Origin of the sequence: Streptomyces sp. NPDC006551, assembly GCF_040611675.1 — a bacterium.
Taxonomy (GTDB): Bacteria; Actinomycetota; Actinomycetes; order Streptomycetales; family Streptomycetaceae; genus Streptomyces.
The window spans coordinates 153,663-171,251 of sequence record NZ_JBEXOT010000001.1; the positions used below are offsets into that span (position 1 = coordinate 153,663).

General features: G+C 71.6%; 20 protein-coding genes. 4 read left to right on the top strand and 16 right to left on the bottom strand.

The genetic code is table 11. The annotated features are described in order from the left end of the window. Positions 1 to 114 precede the first annotated feature (114 nt). Positions 115 to 876, bottom strand: a complete 762-nt coding sequence (locus ABZY12_RS00575; protein WP_356885588.1) for an isoprenyl transferase — start codon at positions 874 to 876, stop codon at positions 115 to 117. 111 nt (positions 877 to 987) lie between these two features. Here ABZY12_RS00575 and mgrA point away from each other — a divergent pair, with 111 nt between their 5' ends. Continuing rightward, positions 988 to 2,025 carry an L-glyceraldehyde 3-phosphate reductase gene (mgrA, locus tag ABZY12_RS00580; RefSeq protein ID WP_356885590.1) on the top strand — a complete coding sequence of 346 codons (1,038 nt, stop codon included), beginning with the start codon at positions 988 to 990 and terminating at the stop codon, positions 2,023 to 2,025. 404 nt (positions 2,026 to 2,429) lie between these two features. Here mgrA and ABZY12_RS00585 read toward each other — a convergent pair whose 3' ends face one another. Continuing rightward, positions 2,430 to 2,783 (bottom strand): helix-turn-helix domain-containing protein, encoded by a 354-nt coding sequence (locus ABZY12_RS00585; RefSeq protein ID WP_356885592.1) that lies wholly within the window; start codon positions 2,781 to 2,783, stop codon positions 2,430 to 2,432. Between the two features lie 78 nt (positions 2,784 to 2,861). Between ABZY12_RS00585 and ABZY12_RS00590 the strand changes: the two genes are divergently transcribed. Then, positions 2,862 to 4,013, top strand: a complete 1,152-nt coding sequence (locus ABZY12_RS00590; protein WP_356885594.1) for a winged helix DNA-binding domain-containing protein — start codon at positions 2,862 to 2,864, stop codon at positions 4,011 to 4,013. A gap of 171 nt (positions 4,014 to 4,184) precedes the next feature. Here ABZY12_RS00590 and ABZY12_RS00595 read toward each other — a convergent pair whose 3' ends face one another. Both ABZY12_RS00595 and ABZY12_RS00600 read right to left on the bottom strand, forming a co-directional pair. Beyond that, positions 4,185 to 5,657, bottom strand: a complete 1,473-nt coding sequence (locus ABZY12_RS00595) for a DUF2079 domain-containing protein (protein WP_356885595.1) — start codon at positions 5,655 to 5,657, stop codon at positions 4,185 to 4,187. Positions 5,658 to 5,712: 55 nt separating this feature from the next. Further along, the gene (locus tag ABZY12_RS00600; protein ID WP_356885597.1) at positions 5,713 to 6,639 is read right to left on the bottom strand and encodes an A24 family peptidase; all 927 of its coding nucleotides are present in this window, start codon (positions 6,637 to 6,639) and stop codon (positions 5,713 to 5,715) included. 41 nt (positions 6,640 to 6,680) lie between these two features. Between ABZY12_RS00600 and ABZY12_RS00605 the strand changes: the two genes are divergently transcribed. Further along, entirely contained in the window at positions 6,681 to 7,040 is a 360-nt protein-coding gene (locus ABZY12_RS00605; RefSeq protein ID WP_356885599.1) for a DUF192 domain-containing protein, read from the top strand. Here the strand turns inward: ABZY12_RS00605 and ABZY12_RS00610 are convergent. Next, positions 7,012 to 8,136: a hypothetical protein gene (locus ABZY12_RS00610; RefSeq protein WP_356885601.1), complete on the bottom strand. Its 1,125-nt coding sequence runs from the start codon at positions 8,134 to 8,136 to the stop codon at positions 7,012 to 7,014. The genes ABZY12_RS00605 and ABZY12_RS00610 overlap by 29 nt on opposite strands. Before the next feature lie 118 nt (positions 8,137 to 8,254). Here ABZY12_RS00610 and ABZY12_RS00615 point away from each other — a divergent pair, with 118 nt between their 5' ends. Further along, positions 8,255 to 9,205 (top strand): hypothetical protein, encoded by a 951-nt coding sequence (locus ABZY12_RS00615; protein ID WP_356885603.1) that lies wholly within the window; start codon positions 8,255 to 8,257, stop codon positions 9,203 to 9,205. A gap of 36 nt (positions 9,206 to 9,241) precedes the next feature. Here the strand turns inward: ABZY12_RS00615 and ABZY12_RS00620 are convergent, their stop codons facing one another. The 11 genes from ABZY12_RS00620 to ABZY12_RS00670 form a co-directional block, all read right to left on the bottom strand. After that, the gene (locus ABZY12_RS00620) at positions 9,242 to 9,850 is read right to left on the bottom strand and encodes an OmpA family protein (protein WP_356885605.1); all 609 of its coding nucleotides are present in this window, start codon (positions 9,848 to 9,850) and stop codon (positions 9,242 to 9,244) included. 14 nt (positions 9,851 to 9,864) lie between these two features. Beyond that, positions 9,865 to 10,446, bottom strand: coding sequence for a hypothetical protein (locus ABZY12_RS00625; RefSeq protein WP_356885607.1), 582 nt, complete (start codon positions 10,444 to 10,446; stop codon positions 9,865 to 9,867). A gap of 14 nt (positions 10,447 to 10,460) precedes the next feature. After that, on the bottom strand, positions 10,461 to 11,117 hold the full coding sequence (locus ABZY12_RS00630; RefSeq protein ID WP_356885609.1) for a pilus assembly protein TadG-related protein: 657 nt from the start codon (positions 11,115 to 11,117) through the stop codon (positions 10,461 to 10,463). Next, on the bottom strand, positions 11,117 to 11,344 hold the full coding sequence (locus ABZY12_RS00635) for a Flp family type IVb pilin (RefSeq protein ID WP_356885611.1): 228 nt from the start codon (positions 11,342 to 11,344) through the stop codon (positions 11,117 to 11,119). Before ABZY12_RS00635 ends, ABZY12_RS00630 begins: the two co-directional genes overlap by 1 nt. A 108-nt stretch (positions 11,345 to 11,452) precedes the next feature. Next, positions 11,453 to 12,163: a response regulator transcription factor gene (locus ABZY12_RS00640; protein ID WP_356885613.1), complete on the bottom strand. Its 711-nt coding sequence runs from the start codon at positions 12,161 to 12,163 to the stop codon at positions 11,453 to 11,455. Continuing rightward, entirely contained in the window at positions 12,160 to 13,338 is a 1,179-nt protein-coding gene (locus ABZY12_RS00645) for a histidine kinase (RefSeq protein ID WP_356885615.1), read from the bottom strand. The genes ABZY12_RS00640 and ABZY12_RS00645 overlap by 4 nt, the downstream gene beginning before the upstream one ends. A 205-nt stretch (positions 13,339 to 13,543) precedes the next feature. Beyond that, positions 13,544 to 14,431, bottom strand: coding sequence for a DUF5936 domain-containing protein (locus tag ABZY12_RS00650; RefSeq protein WP_356885617.1), 888 nt, complete (start codon positions 14,429 to 14,431; stop codon positions 13,544 to 13,546). 16 nt (positions 14,432 to 14,447) lie between these two features. Further along, positions 14,448 to 15,389, bottom strand: coding sequence for a type II secretion system F family protein (locus ABZY12_RS00655; protein ID WP_356885619.1), 942 nt, complete (start codon positions 15,387 to 15,389; stop codon positions 14,448 to 14,450). Positions 15,390 to 15,404: 15 nt separating this feature from the next. Beyond that, positions 15,405 to 16,745: a CpaF family protein gene (locus tag ABZY12_RS00660; protein WP_356885621.1), complete on the bottom strand. Its 1,341-nt coding sequence runs from the start codon at positions 16,743 to 16,745 to the stop codon at positions 15,405 to 15,407. After that, positions 16,742 to 17,212 carry a TadE/TadG family type IV pilus assembly protein gene (locus tag ABZY12_RS00665; RefSeq protein WP_356885623.1) on the bottom strand — a complete coding sequence of 157 codons (471 nt, stop codon included), beginning with the start codon at positions 17,210 to 17,212 and terminating at the stop codon, positions 16,742 to 16,744. The genes ABZY12_RS00660 and ABZY12_RS00665 overlap by 4 nt, the downstream gene beginning before the upstream one ends. Then, complete coding sequence (locus tag ABZY12_RS00670) at positions 17,209 to 17,526, bottom strand: pilus assembly protein (RefSeq protein WP_356886250.1); 318 nt, start codon at positions 17,524 to 17,526, stop codon at positions 17,209 to 17,211. The genes ABZY12_RS00665 and ABZY12_RS00670 overlap by 4 nt, the downstream gene beginning before the upstream one ends. Positions 17,527 to 17,589 lie beyond the last annotated feature (63 nt).

A 17,589-nucleotide genomic window follows, 5' to 3' on the forward strand; every position in this document is an offset into this window, starting at 1 on the left:
CGCTCACTCTGGAAGGGATATGCCCTCCAAGACGCGCCGCCATGCCATGGCATATGACGACGTATTCATGAACGCTCGGCGACCCGTGCCCCGTGACCCGCCCGACCACGGGTGTCAGGTGCCGTAGCGGCGGTGCCGGGCGGCGTAGTCGCGCAGCGCGCGCAGGAAGTCGACCTTGCGGAAGGCGGGCCAGTGGACTTCACAGAAGTAGTACTCGGAATGGGCGCTCTGCCACAGCATGAATCCGGACAGACGCTGCTCGCCGCTGGTACGGATGACCAGGTCCGGGTCGGGCTGCCCGCGCGTGTAGAGGTGCTCGGAGATGTGTTCGACGTCGACGATCTCGGCGAGCTCCTCGAAGCTCGTGCCCTTCTCCGCGTGTTCCAGGAGCAGCGAGCGGACCGCGTCCGCGATCTCCTGGCGGCCGCCGTAGCCCACGGCCACGTTCACGAGTATCCCCGTGTTGTCGTGGGTGGCCTGCTCCGCTTCCTTCAGTACGGACTGGGTACGGGCGGGCAGCAGGTCCAGCGTGCCCACGTGGTGGACCCGCCAGCGGCCGTCGGCCGCGAGGGCGCGCACCGCGTTCTCGATGATGCCGAGCAGCGGCACGAGCTGCTCCTCGGGCCGGTTGAGGTTGTCCGTGGAGAGCATCCAGAGCGTGACGACCTCGACGTCGGTCTCGGCACACCAGCCGAGCAGCTCCTGGATCTTGTCCGCACCGGCCTTGTGCCCCTGCTCGGGAGTCCCGCCGGACGCCTTGGCCCAGCGCCGGTTGCCGTCGAGGATGACGCCGATGTGCTTCGGCACCTGGGCGTGGTCGAGGCGGCCTTCCACCCGGCGTGCGTAGAGCCCGTACACCAGGTCGCGCAGGTTCACTGTTCTTAACCCCTCCATGCCGCGGCGGTTCCCCGAAGCCGCCACATTACTGCGCAGGGGTCCATGGCTCCCAGCCCGGGACTGTCACAAGACCGTGATAAGCAGAGATACGTGACTGATTCTCCCCTGTACCGCGCCTCAGCGGACCGTTACGACCACATGGAGTACCGCCGTACCGGGCGCAGCGGGCTCAAGCTCCCCGCCATCTCGCTGGGCCTCTGGCACAACTTCGGCGACGACCGGACGCTCGGCTCACAGCGGGCGATCCTGCGCCGCGCCTTCGACCTCGGCGTGACCCATTTCGACCTGGCGAACAACTACGGGCCGCCGCCCGGCTCCGCCGAGCTGAACTTCGGCAAGATCTTCGCCCAGGACTTCGCGGCCTACCGGGACGAGCTGATCGTCTCGACGAAGGCCGGCTATCTGATGCACCCCGGTCCGTACGGCGAGTGGGGCTCCCGCAAGTATCTGATGTCGTCGCTCGACGCCTCGCTGAAGCGGATGGGCCTCGACTACGTCGACATCTTCTACTCGCACCGCTTCGATCCGCACACCCCGCTGGAGGAGACGATGGGGGCCCTGGCCTCCGCCGTCCAGCAGGGCAAGGCGCTGTACGTCGGTGTCTCCTCGTACACCAGCGAGCAGACCGCCGAGGCCGCCGGGATCCTCAAGGAGATGGGCGTCCCCGCCCTCATCCACCAGCCGTCGTACTCGATGATCAACCGCTGGACCGAGGAGGACGGCCTCCTCGACACGCTGGAGGCGGCCGGCATGGGCTGCATCTCCTTCGTGCCGCTGGCCCAGGGGCTGCTCACCAACAAGTATCTGAAGGGCGTCCCGGAGGGTTCGCGGGCCACGCAGGGCAAGTCCCTCGACCCGAACCTGCTCTCCGACGAGGTGCTGCGGCGGCTGCGCGGGCTCGCGGAGATCGCCGAGCGCCGTGGGCAGTCCCTGGCGCAGCTGGCGCTGTCGTGGGTGCTGCGCGACGAGCGGATGACCTCCGCGCTGATCGGCGCGTCCAGCGTCGGGCAGCTGGAGGAGAACGTGGCCGCTCTGTCCGGTCCGCCGCTGACGGAGGAGGAGCTGAAGGAGATCGACTCGTTCGCGGTGCACACCGAGGGCACGAACATCTGGGCCGGGCGGGGCTGACGCCCGGGCCGGCGAGAAGAAAAAACGGGCCGGTCCGTGGGGGGGATACGGACCGGCCCGAGGGGGGGTTTCCACCATAACCCTTCGTAAGTCGTGGTGTGTGCCACCCGGAGCCGACGGATGGCCGGCGAGGCGTCGCAGCCCAGTCACGACACGGGTCGTGCGGGGCGGTGGCGGGTTTACGCCCCGGCGTGGCGGCGGTTTCCGTACTTCCCAAGGGGGACCCCCGGGGACGGGAGCCCGGTTGACGCGGCGGGGGCGTGGCGGGAGGCGGGAGAGGCGCCCGGGCCGGCTGAGCGGGGGCGCCGGGGCCGGGCCGGCGGGGCGGGAGCGCCGGGAAGGCGCGCGCTCGGTGGTCAGGCGGCCTGCTCCGCCTTGCGGGCGAGGAGGTACGCCATCGGTGGTCAGGCGGCCTGCTCCGCCTTGCGGGCGAGGATCTCCGTCATGAAGCGGTCGCCCCACTCCCCCAGCGGCATGAGCGCCGTGTTGAGCGCCTCGCCCAGCTCCGTCAGGGAGTACTCCACCCGGGGCGGAACCTCCCGGTAGATCTCGCGGTGGACGATGCCGTCCGCCTCCAGCTCGCGCAGCTGCTGGATCAGCATCTTCTCGCTGACGCCGGAGATCTGCCGCCTGAGCTCCCCGAAGCGGCTCGTGCCGTGCGCGTGCAGCGCCCAGAGGATCAGCGGCTTCCACTTGCCGCCGACGACGTCGACGGCCGCGTCGAGCCCGCAGTCGTAACCCGTCTTGCCCTTGGCCATCGCCAACTCCTCGAATCGTCCCGGCTGTTCGGTCAATGCGGACAGCCCCTGACCTATTCCTCCCCTACGGTCGGAGGCATGACCACCACCCCACCACATGTCGGCTGGGCCGAGGCCGACGCCCGGAGGATCCACCGTCAGTTTCTGGACGAGCCGACCGACGCCCCGCCGGCGGCGGTGACGGCCGCGATGCTCGGCGCGCACGCCCAGGTCATGTCGGCCGCCGAGCTGTCCGTGGCCCTGCGTATGACCGAGGCGACCCGGGCCGACGTGCGGGCCGCGCTGTGGCAGGACCGCTCGCTGATCAAGACGTACGGCCCGCGCGGCACCGTGCATCTGCTGCCGGCCGCCGATCTGCCGCTGTGGACGGGGGCGCTCTCCGCGATCCCGTCCGGGCCGCACCAGATGCCGGCGGACGTACGGATGACGGCCGCGCAGACGGACGAGGTCGTGGCGGCGATCGGGGACGCGCTCGCGGGCGCGGAGCTGACCGTGGACGAACTGACGGACGCGATCGTGGCGCGTACCGGCCCCTGGGCGGGCGAGCGGGTGATGGACGCCTTCCAGGACAAGTGGCCGCGCTGGCGGCAGATGACCCACACGGCGGCACATCGCGGGGTCCTGTGCTTCGGCCCGAACCGGGGCCGGAAGGTCACCTACACCAGCCCCGGCGTGCGGCCCGCCGAGGGGACGGAGGCGCTCGGCGCCCTCGTCGAGCGCTACCTTTACGCGTACGGCCCGGCGACCCCGCAGCACTTCGCCAAGTGGCTGGCCGCTCCGGCGGGGTGGGCGGGCACGCTGTTCGCCGCACTGGCCGGGGACGGGCGGATCGAGGAGGTCTCCTTCGAGGGCGCGGTGGCCTGGGTCGTCGCCGGGGACACGGAGTTCCCGGCGGAACCGGCGCGGAGCGTGCGGTTGCTGCCGTACTTCGACGCCTTCACCATCGCCTCGCAGCCGCGCGAACGGCTCTTCCCGGGTGCCGCGTACGGACGTGCGCTCGCGGGCGGGCAGGCCGGCAATTACCCGGTGCTGCTCGTCGACGGGACGGTGGCCGGGGTCTGGCACCAGCGGCGCTCGGGCAAGCGGATCGCGGTCACGGTCGAACCGCTGTGCCCGCTGAACGCGGCCCGTACGCGGGAGCTGGAGTCCCAGGCCGCGCGGGTGGCCGCGGTTCTGGAGGGGACGGTGGACCTGACGGTGGGGACGGTGACGGTGGGCCCGCACGCGTGAGCGTTGAGCGTGCGGTGCGGCGCGGGGGGGGCGGCGTTGAGCGTGCGGTGCGGCGCGGGGGGGCGACGTTGAGCGTGCGGTGCGGCGCGGGGGGGCGGCGTCGAGCGTGCGGTGCGGCGGCGAGAGGGGTGAGCCGCGGCTCAGGGGCCCTCGGCGCAGGGGGTCGGCGTCTCAGCGTGCGGTGCGGCGGAGGAGGGTCAGGCCGTCGCGCGCGGCCACGAGCTCGTAGCCGTGCTTCTCCCGCGCCGCGGCCAGCTCCGCCTGCTGCTGTTCGAGCGGGTAGGGCCAGTGGCCGGTCTTGTACGGCCACGCCTCCGGCGCCTGGGCGTCGTGGAGGATCCACTCGGTCGTGGGCGGCGGGAAGCTCTTCCGGTCGTACCGGTACAGCTTGCTGTCCACCGGGAACGTCGGGAAGACGACGACCGTACAGCGCGAGGTGAGCTGCGGGATCAGCCGGTTGGACGCGGCGACGGTCGCGCCGTCCGGGATCCTCGCGAGCAGCGTGCGCGCCGCCTCGATATGGGGCGTGGTGCGCCAGGTGGCCCGCTGGGCGAGCTGGGCCAGCGGGAAGGACGGGATCATCACCGCCGTCACGGCGAGCACCGTGGCCAGTGAGGCCCGGATGTGACGGGCGGCGAGCGGATGGTCGCCGCGGCGCCAGACGGTGAGGGCGTCGATCAGCCCGGCGAAGACGACCGGCATGAGGACCGCGCTGTAGTGGAAGGCCGTGCCCCAGTGGAAGCCGTTCTCGGAGAGCATCCGCCACGCGAGGGTCGGTACGGCGATCAGTGAGAACGGGGAGCGGAGCGCCAGGAGCGCGGACGGGGCGAAGACCAGGACGATGGTCATCGCCTTGATGTCGGGGCGCAGGGCGTCGAGCGGCGCGTGGGCGAGGGTGGAGAGCAGGGAGCCGTAACCGTCGGAGAGGTTGCCGCCGTGGGCGTAGCCCCCTCCTGGGTTGAACGCGGGCAGCAGGAGTTTGATCTCGACGAGGGAGCCGAGCAGACCGGCCGCGGCGGTGCCGACGCCGAGCCGGCGCGGGCCTTTGATCGCGATGTACACGCCGACGGCCGCGAGGGTGAGGCCCAGGTCCTCCTTGACGAGCAGCAGAGGCGCGGCCCAGGCGACGGCCGGTCCCCAGCACCGCCGGCCGAGCGCTTCGAGGCTGAACGCGAGGAGCGGTACGGCGAGGGCCACCTCGTGGAAGTCGAAGGCGGCGGCGGAGGCGATCCCCCAGCTCAGTCCGTATCCGGCGGCGACGACATGGGCGGCCCGGCGGCCGAGCGCGCGGACCGCCCAGCGGGCGAGGGGGACGACGGCGAGGGCCAGAAGTGCGGACTGGGCGATCAGCAGGCAGAGGGGCGAGGGCCAGAGGCGGTAGAGGGGGGCGAGGACGGCGAGGAGCGGGTGGAAGTGGTCGCCGAGGAGGTTGAAGCCCTCGCCGCGCAACGGGACGACGGGCGCGCGCAGTTCGGCGTAGGCGCGGACGGCCTGCTCGAAGATGCCGAGGTCGTAGCCGGTGGTACGGAGGAGGAGGTGGCGGCGCACGGCGACGGTCGCGTAGAGGACGCACAGGCCGGCGGCCCACGTCCAGGGCAGGAGGGCGGACGCTCTCCGGGGCGGCCGGAGGACCGCGGGAACCACTCGAACCGCTCTGTCAGCAATTGTCCGCATACGGCAGGATGCTAGGACGCGAACCTCAGGGGGTGGCGGAGAGCGCGCCGAGGAGGAGGCCGAGCAGGGCGCCGCCGAGCATGAAGGGGCCGAACGGGATCGCCGCCTTGCGGCCGCCGCGCCGGGACAGGATCAGGCCGAGCCCGTACAGGGAACCGAGGAGGAAGCCCGCGAAGGCTCCGGCGAAGAGGATGCCCCAGCCGTACCAGCCGAGGGCGGCACCGAGGGAGAGCGCGAGTTTGACGTCGCCGAAGCCCATGCCGCCGGGGTTGATCAGGAACAGCACCAGGTAGGCGCCGCCCAGGGCGAGCGCGCCGAGCAGGGCGTGGCCCCAGGAACCGGCGTCGTACGGCAGGAGCGCGGCGGCGCCGAGGAGCGACGGGGTGGCGGCGGCGAGCGGGAGCGTGAGCCCGTCGGGCAACCGGTGCACGCGCACGTCGACGCTCGCCAGAAGAACCGCGAACGGCGCGTACAGCAGCCAGACGACCAGCTCGGGGCGGGGCCCGGTGGCGGCGGCGAGGAGGGCACAGACGAGGGCGGTGAGGAGGGCGGGGGCGGTGGGGCGGAGGGGGTCGGAGGTTTCGGGGTCGGGGTCGGGGTCGGGCTGAGGCTCGGTTTCAGGCTCGGGCTCGAACTCGGGCCCGGGCAGGCGATCGGGCTCAGACTCGGGCCGAGACTCGGACTCGGACTCGGACCGAGGCTCGGGCTCGGCTTCAAGGCTCACGGCCCCCACCTGGATCCGGCTCCCGATGGGGCGGGCCTCGGCCCCGCACGTACGGCAGAGCGGGGCGCCGAGCCAACCGCCCGCCGGGCCCGTGAGGGCGTGGCCCGCCGGGCAGCGGTCACGCCATGGCTCCCCCGGCTCGACCGACAACCGGTAGGCCGCGCGCGGCACGAGCAGGCCGGTGGCGGCGCCCCACAGGGCGGCGACGGCGATCAGCGTGACGAACACGGGCCGACCCTAGGCCCGGCGTACCGCTACCGTCTCCCTTTATGGGGAGTTGGCGCGACGGTACGGGGATGCTGACCGTCCCGGACGGGACGGTACCGCTGGAGATCGCGGCCTCCTACCGGGCACGGCGTAGGGGGCTCCTCCGCCGGGACGGCATCACGGGCGCGCTCCTCATCACCCCGACCAACAGCGTGCACACCTTCGGCATGCGGTTCACCATCGACGTGGCCTACCTGGACCGTTCGTTCGGCGTGATCGACGTGGTGACGATGAAGCCGGGTCGGCTCGGCATGGTCCGGCCGCGGGGCCGGCATGTGCTGGAGGCGGAGGGCGGCGCGATGGCGGGTTGGGGGCTGCGACGGGGCGTGCGGGTCACGGTGGTCCCGAACCCAGAAGCGTGAAGGCGCCGTAGACGGCGGAGGCGAGCGCGAGACCGGCCAGGACAAGGACCCGGTTGCGCACTCGGAGCCGTACCAGCGCCACCGCGGCCGGAAGGAGCAGACCGAACGCGGGCATCATCAGGCGCGGCCGGGAGCCGAAGTACGCGGCACCGATGAGGGAGATCACGACGACGCCGATCGTGTACACGAGCAGGGGCAGGGGCTGCTTCTGCCGCACGCACAGGACCACCAGCCAGGCGAGCAGGCCGAGGGCCGCGCACAAGCCGAGGGCGGCCAGGGGCGGCAGACCCCAGATGAAGCGGGCGAGGGCGGCCCCGCCGTCGATGGAGTTCCCCCAGGCCGCTTGGACGTCGAAGTAGGCGGTCGCGCTGCCCTCGCGTACGCCGACGTAGACGATGTACGCGAGCCAGCCCAACGGCGCGAGCAGCACACCGGCCACCACGCGCGCGTGGAGCCTGCGTTCGCGGAGGACGGTGGCGAGGGCCGTGATGCCGATGGCGGCGACGAGCGCGGCCGCGGTCGGCCGGGTGAGCCCGGCCAGCGCGCACAGGGCACCGGCCAGGATCCAGCGCTCGCGGAGCACGGCGAGAACCGACCAGGCGGCGAGGGCGGTGAAGAGCGTCTCGGTGTACGCCATCGACTGCACGAAGGCCGTGGGGTACACGCCCCACAGGACGGCGAGGGTGATCCCGGCGGGGCGGCCCGCGATGTGCGTGCCGACGGCGAAGACGCCCCACGCGGCGGCGAGCGAGGCGGTCCAGGAGACGAGCAGTCCGGCGGTGGCGGCGTCGACGGGGAGGGTGGCGGACAGGGCCCGTTCGAGGAGGGGGAAGAGGGGGAAGAAGGCGAGATCGGAGTGGACGCTGCCGTTGGGGAGGGTGACCTGGTAGCCGTAGCCGTGCTCGGCGATCCGGACGTACCAGACGGAGTCCCAGCGTCCGTTCAGCCGGTGCAGTCCGTCCTTGCCGGTGACGGCGGCGGCGATGCCGAGGACCGCGAGGCCGAGGAGGCGGGTGGCGGCGTAGCCGCCGAGCGCGGGCCAGGGGACGGCCGCGAGGGCGGACCGCCGCGGGGCGGTGGGCTGAGCTGGGGACATGCGCTCGATTATGTCCGGGCGCGTCCAGGGCTCCGAAGCGGCGGCTGTCGCCGCTTGGTCGGCCGGTGAGTTATCCACAGGGGATGCGGCCGGCCCCTCCTTGGTGGACCGTTGGGGCATGAAGGGCGCGGGGGACGTGGAGGACTTGGTGAGGACCGCCCGGGGTGGGGTGCTCCTGACCGAGTGGGCGTACGCGGCCGGCTGGCCGCCGGGGAGGCTGCGGGGACGGCTGCGGCGCGAAGGATGGCAGCGGATCTGCCGGGAGGCGTGGGCCGTTCCGGGAAAGGAGGTGGACTGGAAGGTCCGGGCGAGGGTGGTCCAGCTACGACGGCCGGAGTGGGTGTGCAGCCACAGGACGGCGGCGGCGCTGCACCGCGTCGAGGTCCTGAACGGCGACGCGGAAGGAGAGGGGAAGCGGGACGTGGAGTTCACCGTGCTGAGGCGAGGAGGCGGCGGTGTCTCCTGTGAGGCCGGACTGCGCGTCCACACGACGGTGGTCCTCACCGAACGGGACGTGTCCGTACGGGCGGGGCTGCGGGTGACGAGCCCGGCGCGGACGGTCGGCGACCTGATGCGGTGCGGCAGCCGTGAGGAGGGCGTGGTCGTGGCGGACTCCGCGCTGTCCCGCCGCACGGTCCGGGGAGTCCGCCGCGAGCCGCTGGTCCGCCCCGGCGATCTGACGGCCCAGCTGTCCCGCCGCCTCCCGGGCGCGGCCCGGGCCCGGGCCATGCTGGCCCTGACCGACCCGACGGCCGGCTCTCCCGCGGAGACGGTCGCCCGCCTCCACATGCGCGACGCGGGCCTCCACCCGGAGTCCCAGCCACTCCTCCACACCGCCTCCGGCCGCCCGCTGCGCCCCGACTTCCTCTTCCGCGACGCGGGCCTGGTCGTCGAGATCGAGGGCTACGCCTTCCACGGCACCCGCCACGCCCACGCCCGCGACATCGATCGCTTCAACGCCCTCGCGGAGTGCCCGTCGGTACGACGCATCCTGCGCTTCACGGCCTCGGAGGTCTTCCACCACCCGGCCCGCATGATCGCCAGAATCCGGGCGGTGCTGGCCGCGTAGGGGATAACGGGCGGGCGAAGGGCGCCTGGTAGGGAATCAGTTGCCTGTCGTGCGGGGGAAGGAGATCTCCACGCGGCGGTTCTTCGTGCGGCCTTCCTCCGTGCGGTTGTCGGCGATGGGGTAGTCCTCGCTGTAGCCGCGGATGTCGAACGTCTTCCCCGGGTCGAGGCTCTTGGCCAACTCCTGCTGCACGGCGTCGGCCCGCTGCTTGGAGAGCTTGAGGCCGTGTTCGTACGTCCCGAGGTTGTCGGTGAACCCGAAGACCCGGACCTTGCTTGAGCCCTGCTGGTTGATCTCGGCGGCGATGGCGGCGATGCGCGCGGTGGCGGCGCTGCTGAGCTTCGCGCTGTCCTTGCCGAACAGCACCTCGGCCTGGAGGGCGAACGTGACGTCCACATTGGTGTCCTCCCGCCGCTGTTCACCGCCTTCCTCCTCGACGATCTGCTTGATGTCGAGCACCTTGGCGGGCGCGAGAGTGGCCCCGTCGGGAAGCATGAGTTCGGGCGAGTTCGGGTCGATCGGGGGCGGCGGGGAGGAACTGGAGGTGGAGTTGGGCGGGTCGTCGGCGAGGGCGGGACCGGCGGTGAGCGTCGCGGCGAGGAGGGTGACGGCGGCGAGGGTGGCGAGGCGGTGGGGAGTCGTCATGGCAGCGGCGTCCGTCAGGAGAGTTTGATGGTGCCGGGGCGGAAGGTGGGCAGCTGGAACGTCACCTCGGTGGTGTTGGCCGGCGGGGCGGGGAACTGCATGAAGATGTTGGTGGAACGGCCCTTGCCGAGGCTCGACAGGCCAGTCGTGGTGAGCGGCCGGCCGTCCGTGTCTCGCAGAACGTAGTAGCGCTTCTTCGCGACTGAGTCGACGAGGGTGGCGCCGCCGAACGAGCTGCCGTGCTTGAGGATCTCGGTTTCGTCCCCACTCACCTGGGAGGTGATGGTGGCGGCCGAATCCGAAGTGTTCTTCAAGTTTCCGGTAACCGTCAGGAAGCCGCCCACGTCTCTCTTCGCCTCGTGAATCGTGAGCTCCAGCCCATCCTGCCCCTTGAGGACGGCAAGCACCTCGGGCGGCGCCTCGGACTGCGCTCCTTCTTTACCGTCATCGCTCTTGGAGGCAGTGGTGCTCGCAACGGCCTGGCCCTTCGTCGGCTCCTCCTCACCGCCACAGCCAGTCACGACGAGAGCCAGTCCGGCCGCGAGGGCGACGGCTGCCCGCCCTCTTCGAGCCTTCCGTGCGTACCGAACATTCATGAAACGGGGTTCCTTCACTCATCATTCGCAGACAGTCGGACAATGAAGAGATCGGCGGCACTCGGAAGGGTCGGGTTCTCTGGATCGATCTCCCAAGGAACACCGTCGCACGAGAGGCCGAGAATGGGTTTCCCCTCTTCTTCAGCGTCTTCGCGGTCAGGCGTCTCAGCCGGTGCCGGCGTGGGCTCCGATTCAGGGGCGTCGAATGTGCAACGAGGCTCGACCACCGCCGTGGCGGTGGCTATGGCGTGCCGTTCGTCGGTGCCAGGGATGACCGACGCACCTACCGTCCCGCGCGTGCGCACCGTCACTCTGAAACCTTCTTCGGTGCCGTCGACAGGAACACACTCGTCGCCCCACAGCTCCGCGTCGTTCTTGGCCGCGAAGACACCGGCACGTCCGCAAGCCTCGTCACTTTCGAAGCGCCCGCCGTCCAGATAGTCGGGCCACGCGGAAGGGTTCGCAATTACGCCGAGCCACCCATCCCGCAGTTGGTCCCTCGCACTGTGAGCCGCTGCCAACGCCGCGGCATCAGCTGCTGTCTGCGCTCCATTACGTGTGGCAGCCGCCTGCCCCACCGCGAAGTAGGCAAACGCAAGAAAGAGCAGGCCTCCCACCACCGTGACATAGATGGGGAAGGCCTGGCCTGCGTCGCCTGTTCGGCGAGCCATCACTCCCCGCCGCCACCGCCGGTCAACTCGCTGATCTTGGTCGTGATCGCGTCCTTGATGCTCTTGCCGATGTCCGTGCCGGTGATCGCGATCACGATCGCCACCACCACCACGATGATCCCCAGGTACTCGACCGCCGTCTGCCCCCGGTCCTTCGACGCCCCCCGCGTCCAAGCACCCACGTGCACCTTGGCCTTCGTCACGGCCTTCAGCATGACGTCGCTCATGGTGGTCCCCTCCGGATCCGTACATCACCGCGCCGATCCCGCCCCGCTCACCGTACGCGATCGGGTCGTGACGGTGACAGGGTCCGTGGGCCCAAAGGCGGGCCCAGGTCATGAGGTGGTCCTTGTGCCGAGCCAGGCGGCTATGGCCTCGCTTCTTGTCGCGCTGTGGAGCTTGGCGAAGATGCGGTTGATGTGGTTCTTGACCGTCTTCTCGCTGATGAAGCAGGTGTCGGCGATCTGGCGGTTGTTCAGGCCCGACGCGATCAAGTCCATCACCTCCCCCTCCCTCCGACTCAGACCGAAGCATGCCATATCGCGTTGCACTTGCGAAGGGGAATAGCCAAACTGTGACCGCTCAAAGGCTCTTACCCGCTCGTTCGCGTGTGCAGTCGCACCCGGCTCCATCCCCCGCACCACCGCCAACACCGCGTTGGCCGCCGTCGGCGTGAAGTGCGCCCGGCCCTCCCTCACATCGCGTACCGCCGTCACCAGCTCCTCCACCGTGAACTCCCCGTGCACCAGGTAGCCCCCCGCCCCCAGCCGCAGCGCCTCTCGGACCACCCCGCTCTCCCCGCTGTACGTCAGCATCAGGACCGGGGCCAGGCGGGTCAGGTGCGGGAGGGCCGTCAGGCCGTCCATGCCCGGCATGCGGACGTCGAGGAGGACCACGTCCGGGCGGTGGCGCGCCGTCGCCTCCAGGGCCGTGCGGCCGTCCGGGGCCTCCGCCACCACCCGAAGGCCGGGGTGGCCGGTCAGCAGGGAGGTGAGGCCCGCCCGGACGACCGGGTTGTCGTCGGCGACCAGCACGGTCAGGGTCATCGCGCGGCACCCCCGACCGGCAGCTCCAGGCGTACCTCCGTGCCCTTCACCGCCCCGCCCCGCCCGATCCTGATCCGCGCCCCCACTTCCGCCGCCCGTTCGACCATCCCGACCACGCCGAAGCGGCCGGTCCGGCGCAGGCCTTCCAAGGTCGTGCCCGGGGGCAGGCCCGGGCCGTCGTCCCGCACGCTGATCCGGAGCAGGCCCGCGAAGACGCCGGCCGAGACGTCGATCCGGGTCGGCCGGGCGTGGCGCCCGGCGTTCTCCATCGCCTCCGAGGCGATCGTGAGGAGCTGCCGGGCGACGGTGTACGGCACCGGCGGTGCGGCCCCCTCGCCGACACCCCGGTAGGCCGTCTCGATGCCCGAGCGCTTCCCGAAATCACGTACCCGGTCGTGAAGTTCCGCGACCACGTCGACACCGCCCTCCCCGCTTCCGTACGACTGTCTGCGCAGGTCCGCGAGCAGCTCCCGCGACTCGGCGACCGCCCTGCGCGCCGCGCGCGCGACCAGCTCCGCCTGGCCCCGGACCGTCCGGGGGTCCGCCGTCGCGGCCAGGGCGTCGGCGGCGAGCGCCAGGCCGTGCAGGGTCTTGGCCACCGAGTCGTGCATCTCGCGGGCGAGGCGGGCGCGTTCCTCCTCCACCGCCTGTGCGGCGGCGAGACGGGCCCGCGTCTCCGTGAGGGCCTGGGTGGCCGCCCCGAAGCGGAGGAGGAGGTTCCTGAGTGTCACGCCCAGCGCTCCCGTGATGACGCAGAGGCCGGGCAGCAGCAGCGCCTCCCCCAGGGACGTGTCGACGCGCCGTGGATCGGCGGCGTGGATCGCGAGCAGGATCAAGGACTGCAGGCAGGCGAAGAAGGCGGCGCCGCGCCAGCTGTAGACGATCCCCGCGAGCAGCGGCGTGCAGACGCTGACGTAGCCGAGAGTGCTGCGCGGGCCGGCCGTGACGAGCAGCAGCGCGCCGAAGAGTGTGTCCACGGCCAGCAGGGAGGGGTGCCTCAGGAGCAGCGGGCCGAACCGTTCCCAGTCCCTGAACAGCGTGTACGAGACCATGAACGTCACGAGCACGGCGGCGCCGACCAGCTTCTGGGCGAGGCCGGGGGCGGCGTTCAGGAGCGCTGCCGGGGCCGCCAGGGCGATCATCGCGAGCCGGAAGCCGAAAACCTGGCGGCACATGGCCTGGAGGGCGTTGACCTGAAGGTCCGGGGAAGCCGTGGGTCCCGGGCCCACCGGCGCCCCACCCACCCGGCCGCTCCCCCGCCCACTCACCCGCAGACCCGCGCGACCGCCTACCCGTCCACCCACCCCCAGGCCCAGGCGCCCGCCCACCCGTCCACTCACGCGTTCGCCCACGCGCAGACCCACGCGCCCGCCCACCCGTTCACTCACCCGTGATCGAGCCGAAGTCGGTGCCCGTCCCCAGGAACAGGCCCGCGCCCAGCAGGATCATCGTCGCCGGAACCATCAGGGTCGTGATCACCATGGTCGCCTTGGGGACCGCCTTCGCCGCCTTCCTCCGAGCGTTCTGGGCGTCGGTCCTGCGCATGTCGTTGGCGATCTGGATCAGCGTGTCGACGATCGGCGCCCCCAGTTCCTCGCCCTGCTGCAGCGCCGTGACGAACTGGGCGACCTGTTCGGAGTCGTTGCGCCGGCGCAGTTCGTCGAAGGCCTTGCGGCGGCTGACGCCCATGTCCATCTGGCGCAGGGTGATCCGGAGTTCGTCCGACCAGGGCCCCTCGTACTTGTCCGCCACCCGGTCCAGCGCCTGCCGGAATCCGAGCCCGGCGCTGACGACGACGGCGAGGACGTCGAGGAAGTCGGGCAGGGTCCGCTCGATCTGGTCCTTGCGGATGCGGATGGCCGACCAGATGCCGACCTCGGTCCAGAAGACGCCGAACGCGAAGAGGAGCAGTGCGACGACGATGTCGCCGTTGGAGAGCATGACCAGGCCGCCGAGGCCCCCGAGGAAGCCGTAGACGGCGCGCCTGGCTCCGTACCGGTCGATGGTCAGACCGCCGGGGTTGCCCGCCAGGTCGATCCTGCGCCGGACCCGGTTGACCCGCTTGGGGCCCATCAGGCGCAGGACGGCGGGTGAATAGCGCATGCCGAGCCGGTCCACGACGGAGTCGACGGCACCGGTGCGCGTGGAGCCGACCTCCAGGGCGAGCCGGAGGTCGTCGGGGAGGCGGGCCTCCGCGCGGTAGAGGCGGATGCCGTAGAGGATCCCGGCGACGGAGAGGCCGGCGGCCAGGGCGAGCAGCAGGTCCATGTCGACTCCCCGGCCCTCAGACGTCGATCTTCGAGAAGCGGCGGATGACGAGGAAGCCGACGACGTACAGGCCGAAGGCGAGGACGACGGCGAACTGTCCGAGGCCGGAGCCGGTCATCCGGTCGAGCGCGCCCGGCTGCATGTTGTCGATCATCAGCAGGGAGCCGATGCCGATGACCGGTACGGCGTAGGCGGTCATGCTCACCTGGGACAGCTGCGTACGGACCTCCCGCCGGGTCTCCTTGCGCTCCTCCAGGGTCTCGGTGAGGTTGCGCAGGGAGGCGACGACGGTGCCGCCCGCCTTGTTGGCGAGGACGAGCGTGGTGACGAGGACGACGAGTTCGCGCGAGGGCAGACGCTCGGCGAGTTCACCGAGGGCGTCGTCGAGGGAAGTGCCGACCGCGAGCTGCTGGGCGACCCGTTCCAGTTCGTCGCCGGCCGGGGCCTCCATCTCGTCGGCGGCCATGCTGAGCGCCATCCGCAGGGCGAGCCCGGCGTGGGTGGCGTTGGCGAGGATGCGGGAGAGTTCGGGGAGCTGGTTGATGAACTTCTCGATCCGCTTCTGCCGCTGCCAGTTGAGGAACCCCAGGGCGACCCACACGCCGAGGAAGCCGCAGAGCGGGCCGAAGAACGGGGACAGCAGGGACTGCCCGGTGATCCACAGCGCGGTCACGGTCGCCGCCATGGCGACGAGGAACTCGCCGGGGGTCAGGTCGAGACCGGTGGCGGAGATCCGCAGTTCCAGCCGGCGCCCGAAGCGGGTCCGCCGGACGCGGCGGTCGATGGCCCGGAAGCGGCGGCGCCGGCCGCGGCCCGTCGCCTCCGGTTCGCCGGTCTGGGCGAGCCGGGCGACGAGGGCGGCGCGCTGGGCGGCCCCGCTCGCGTACAGCTGCGTACCGATCACCCCGAGGACGCCGCAGAGCAGCGCGACGCCGATCGTCAGCAGGGTCGGATTCATCCTTCGTCGCCTCTCCTACTTCGCTTCTCGGGTGGCGAGCTGTTCGTCCGACGCGGCCACGCCGAACGCCTGGGGGATCGGCTGGCCGGCGAGGTAGAGCCGTTCGGCGACCCGCCGCGGCAGCGGGTGGTAGGTGAACTCGCCGTGCACCCGTCCGTCGGCGGCGAGCGGCTGGGCGCGGAACCGGCAGACCGTGGCGAGCGTGAACCGCTCCCGTCCGTTCGACGCCAGGACGGCGACCTCGGTGATCCGGCGGGTGCCGTCGGGGTGCCGGGTGAGCTGGACCAGGACGTCGACGGCGCTGTTGATCTGGTCCCGGAGCGCCTCGAAGGGGACCTTCACCTCCGACATGGAGGCGAGGGTCTGGAGCCGCATCAGGGCGTCCTCGGCGGAGTTGGCGTGGACGGTGGCGAGCGAGCCGTCGTGGCCGGTGGACATCGCCTGGAGCATGTCGAGCGTCTCGCCGCCCCGGACCTCGCCGACGATGATGCGGTCGGGGCGCATGCGCAGGGAGTTGCGGACGAGGTCGCGGATGGTGACCTGCCCCCGGCCCTCGATGTTCGGGGGGCGGCTTTCGAGGCGGATGACGTGGGACTGCTGGAGCTGGAGTTCGGCCGAGTCCTCGATGGTGATGACGCGTTCGCCGTCGGGGATCAGTCCGGAGAGCGCGTTGAGGAGGGTGGTCTTTCCGGTGCCGGTCGCGCCGGAGACGATGATGTTGAACTTCGCCTGCACGAGCCCGGCGAGCAGGAACAGCATGTGCTCGTCGAGCGAGCCGAGGCCGATCATCTCGGTGAGGGTGTACGCGCGGGGGAAGCGGCGGATCGTCAGGGTCGCCCCGGTCAGGGAGAGCGGCGGGATGATCACGTTGACGCGCTCGCCGGACGGCAGCCGGGCGTCGACCATGGGGTTCGACTCGTCCACCCGCCGGTTGACGGTGGAGACGATCCGCTCGATGGTCTGCATCAGCTGCTCGTGGGAGGCGAAGCGCAGCGGGAGGAGTTCCACCCGGCCGGCGCGCTCGATGAAGATCTGGTCGGGGCCGTTGACCATGATCTCGGTGATGGACGCGTCTTCGAGGAGTGGTTCGAGGACGCCGAGGCCGAGCGCCTCGTCGACGACGCGGCGGATGAGCTGGGCGCGTTCGACGGTGGAGAGGACCGGTCCCTCGCGGCTGATGATGTGCCCGAGGACGCGCTCCAGGCGGGCCCGGCGCTCGGCGGCGGCGAGCGCGGACATCTCGGTGAGGTCGATCTCCTCCAGGAGCTTGGCGCGGAAGGAGGCGACGAGGTGACCGTCCTCCCGGCCGCCCGAGCCGCTCTCCTCGGGGGCGTTGATACGGGCCCGCAGACTCATGAGCCGTCCTCCTCGGGCGTGGATTCGGATGCGTACACGAACTCGGGCGCGGACTCGGGCTTCGGCAGGGTCGCCGTCTTCCGTACGTTTCCGAAGTCCCAGAAGGGCACCACCGACGGGATGTCGACCGTCACCGTCGCCGTGACCTGCCCGTCCCCACCAGGCGCGGAGACGTCGCTGCGCTCGGCGATCCAGTCGCTCATCGCCGCGTAGCCGGCCGCTTCCGGATCGAGCGTCGTGTCGTCGTGCGTGGCCGCCCGGGCCGCCGCCCGCGCGCCCGTCCCCGCCTGCTGGGCGGCGTACGCGGCGAGGCCGAGCTGGATCCCCGCGAGAGCGACGAGCAGCAGGACGGGCAGGAAGCCGAGGTACTCGACGGCGACCTGCCCCCCGTCCCGGCCAGGCCCCCCGGGGCGCCGGGGAGCCCGATCTCGGAAAGCCCGGTCTCGCTCTCGCTCCCCGCGCCTCATGGCCGGCTCCGCTCTTCTCGTACGGCTCCGGCCTCGCCGGGCACCGTGAAGGGGAAGGCGATCGCCCCCGGGAACAGCACCGGCACCCGCAGACCGACCCTCGCCCGCACCATGTCGCCCTCCTCGCCGCAGGTCACGGCGGCGCCGTCCGCCCATGCCCCGTCCAGGTGCCGCATCCCCGCCTCCCCGCAGTCGTTGCCCACCGCCGCCGCCCGAGCCGCCTCGTCGGCAGCGTTCCCCGCGAGCGTGAAGGTGTAGCCGACCAGGACGCACTGCCAGAGCAGCACCAGAGTGAGGAGGATGAGCGGGACCATGCCGAGGAACTCGACCGCCACCTGCCCTCGGTCGTCCCGGTACGGCGCGGGCCCGGCGGCCGG

Excerpts from the sequence above, each read along its gene's own strand:
- ABZY12_RS00630 (WP_356885609.1), bottom strand. The coding sequence starts at position 11,117 with ATGGCTCGCCGAACAGGCGACGCAGGCCAGGCCTTCCCCATCTATGTC.
- ABZY12_RS00615 (WP_356885603.1), top strand. The coding sequence starts at position 8,255 with ATGAAGGGCGCGGGGGACGTGGAGGACTTGGTGAGGACCGCCCGGGGT.
- ABZY12_RS00655 (WP_356885619.1), bottom strand. The coding sequence starts at position 15,389 with ATGAATCCGACCCTGCTGACGATCGGCGTCGCGCTGCTCTGCGGCGTC.
- ABZY12_RS00605 (WP_356885599.1), top strand. The coding sequence starts at position 6,681 with ATGGGGAGTTGGCGCGACGGTACGGGGATGCTGACCGTCCCGGACGGG.
- ABZY12_RS00590 (WP_356885594.1), top strand. The coding sequence starts at position 2,862 with ATGACCACCACCCCACCACATGTCGGCTGGGCCGAGGCCGACGCCCGG.
- ABZY12_RS00640 (WP_356885613.1), bottom strand. The coding sequence starts at position 12,163 with ATGACCCTGACCGTGCTGGTCGCCGACGACAACCCGGTCGTCCGGGCG.
- ABZY12_RS00645 (WP_356885615.1), bottom strand. The coding sequence starts at position 13,338 with ATGTGCCGCCAGGTTTTCGGCTTCCGGCTCGCGATGATCGCCCTGGCG.
- ABZY12_RS00635 (WP_356885611.1), bottom strand. The coding sequence starts at position 11,344 with ATGAGCGACGTCATGCTGAAGGCCGTGACGAAGGCCAAGGTGCACGTG.
- ABZY12_RS00665 (WP_356885623.1), bottom strand. The coding sequence starts at position 17,212 with ATGAGGCGCGGGGAGCGAGAGCGAGACCGGGCTTTCCGAGATCGGGCT.
- ABZY12_RS00670 (WP_356886250.1), bottom strand. The coding sequence starts at position 17,526 with ATGGTCCCGCTCATCCTCCTCACTCTGGTGCTGCTCTGGCAGTGCGTC.
- ABZY12_RS00660 (WP_356885621.1), bottom strand. The coding sequence starts at position 16,745 with ATGAGTCTGCGGGCCCGTATCAACGCCCCCGAGGAGAGCGGCTCGGGC.
- ABZY12_RS00650 (WP_356885617.1), bottom strand. The coding sequence starts at position 14,431 with ATGGACCTGCTGCTCGCCCTGGCCGCCGGCCTCTCCGTCGCCGGGATC.
- ABZY12_RS00625 (WP_356885607.1), bottom strand. The coding sequence starts at position 10,446 with ATGAATGTTCGGTACGCACGGAAGGCTCGAAGAGGGCGGGCAGCCGTC.
- ABZY12_RS00585 (WP_356885592.1), bottom strand. The coding sequence starts at position 2,783 with ATGGCCAAGGGCAAGACGGGTTACGACTGCGGGCTCGACGCGGCCGTC.
- ABZY12_RS00610 (WP_356885601.1), bottom strand. The coding sequence starts at position 8,136 with ATGTCCCCAGCTCAGCCCACCGCCCCGCGGCGGTCCGCCCTCGCGGCC.
- ABZY12_RS00620 (WP_356885605.1), bottom strand. The coding sequence starts at position 9,850 with ATGACGACTCCCCACCGCCTCGCCACCCTCGCCGCCGTCACCCTCCTC.